Origin of the sequence: Occallatibacter sp. (genome assembly GCF_049802275.1) — a bacterium.
Taxonomy (GTDB): domain Bacteria; phylum Acidobacteriota; class Terriglobia; order Terriglobales; family Acidobacteriaceae; genus Telmatobacter.
On the sequence record NZ_JBARMD010000232.1, the window covers coordinates 1 to 1500 of the forward strand.

The following is a 1500-nucleotide window of genomic DNA, read 5'->3' on the forward strand; positions in this document are numbered from 1 at the left end:
GTGTCGGAGCAGGTAACTCCCAACGCACAATGAGGCTCATCTTGGGCGACAATAGCGGAATACTGGTGGTGAATCGATGATTAACGGAAAGCGCATCGCGGTGGTCATGCCAGCTTACAACGCTGAAAAGACGTTGGAGATGACGGTGCGCGAATTGTCCGACCTGGTCGACATCAAGATCCTTGTCGATGACTCAAGCAAAGACAAGACGGTCGCACTCTCCAAGCAGCTGGGCGTGCACACTTTTGTTCATGACTCCAATTACGGATACGGCCGCAACCAGCAAACCTGCTATCGCGAAGCCCTTGCTGCTGGCGCCGATATTGTGGTGATGGTTCACCCCGACTATCAGTACACACCATCCCTGGTTCCGGCGATGGCAGGCATGATCGCCAGCGGTGTCTACGACATGGTGCTTGCCTCGCGCATTCTTGGCGGCGGTGCGCTGAGAGGCGGGATGCCGCTGTATAAATACGTCTCGAACCGATTTCTGACCGCATTCCAGAATCTATTTCTAGGAGTCAAACTGTCGGAATATCACACCGGCTTCCGTGCCTTCTCGAGACAATTGCTCGAGACGCTCCCCATCCTAGAGAACTCTGATGATTTTGTTTTCGACAACCAGATGATCGCCCAGGCCGTGATGTTCGATTTCCGCATCGGCGAAATCTCCTGCCCGACGAAGTACTTTGAAGAGGCATCATCGATCAACTTCAAACGCAGCGTGGAATACGGACTAGGTGTTCTTGCCACGACCCTCAGCTACGCAGCGCACAAAATGGGCCTCATTCATCTGGCACGCTTCGATGCCAACGGAAGAAAAGTTAATCAACAGTACTATTCCGAATATGCCCACCGGTCCTAAGAGAGGAAACGCCGAGGTCGGCGAGGACGAGGCGAGCATCATTTCGCCTCTCGCCAATTCAGCAACCCTTGAGCGTGCAGCGGGAGCTCTCCTGGGAAAGCCGCTCATTGGAATGTCGGTTAAAACGCTGAGGAGGGCAATATTCTCTATTTTTCTTCCATAACTGCGGATCAAATGGCAGGCAGTCTCCTGGCGGTTCCCGCATTTCTTCCTGTGACTTTTTGTACCGGATACCTTGCCGGCTGGATCACTAACTTGCACAACTTCCGGGCGCGGTCGCTCGTCGAGCGCTTCTTTTGGAGCGTGCCGTTGTCGATGGCGGTTTCCGCCGTTTCTGCAACGCTGATCTACAGGTTCTTTTCCCTCGCAGCCGTGTTGACATTGTTTCTCGCAAGCGCCGTGGCCTGCCTCGTTATCCTTGGCAGGGAATACCTTCAATTGCGCCATTCCGGTGAAAGGTGGAAATTTGGATGGCAGCCACTGGGCGGTTCGGCGATGCTCGTCGCGATCGGCTGGATGATCGTCGTGATCTTTTCTGTGATCGACTTCCAGAGCAACCACAATCTCTACGCCAGCGTTACCATCCTGGATTACAGCGCTCGAGTCAATTGGATTGAGAGCATCCTCCGCACAGG

2 protein-coding genes are annotated in these 1500 nt (G+C 54.0%); both read left to right on the top strand.

The window, feature by feature from the left end; all coding sequences use genetic code 11:
- The first annotated feature begins 76 nt into the window (after nt 1–76).
- Nucleotides 77–865 carry a glycosyltransferase family 2 protein gene (locus tag WA354_RS08170; RefSeq protein WP_472812510.1) on the top strand — a complete coding sequence of 263 codons (789 nt, stop codon included), beginning with the start codon at nt 77–79 and terminating at the stop codon, nt 863–865.
- A 174-nt stretch (nt 866–1039) separates the two neighbouring features.
- Nucleotides 1040–1500, top strand: a 461-nt coding sequence (locus tag WA354_RS08175) for a hypothetical protein (RefSeq protein WP_472812511.1), incomplete at its 3' end; no start/stop codon positions are given.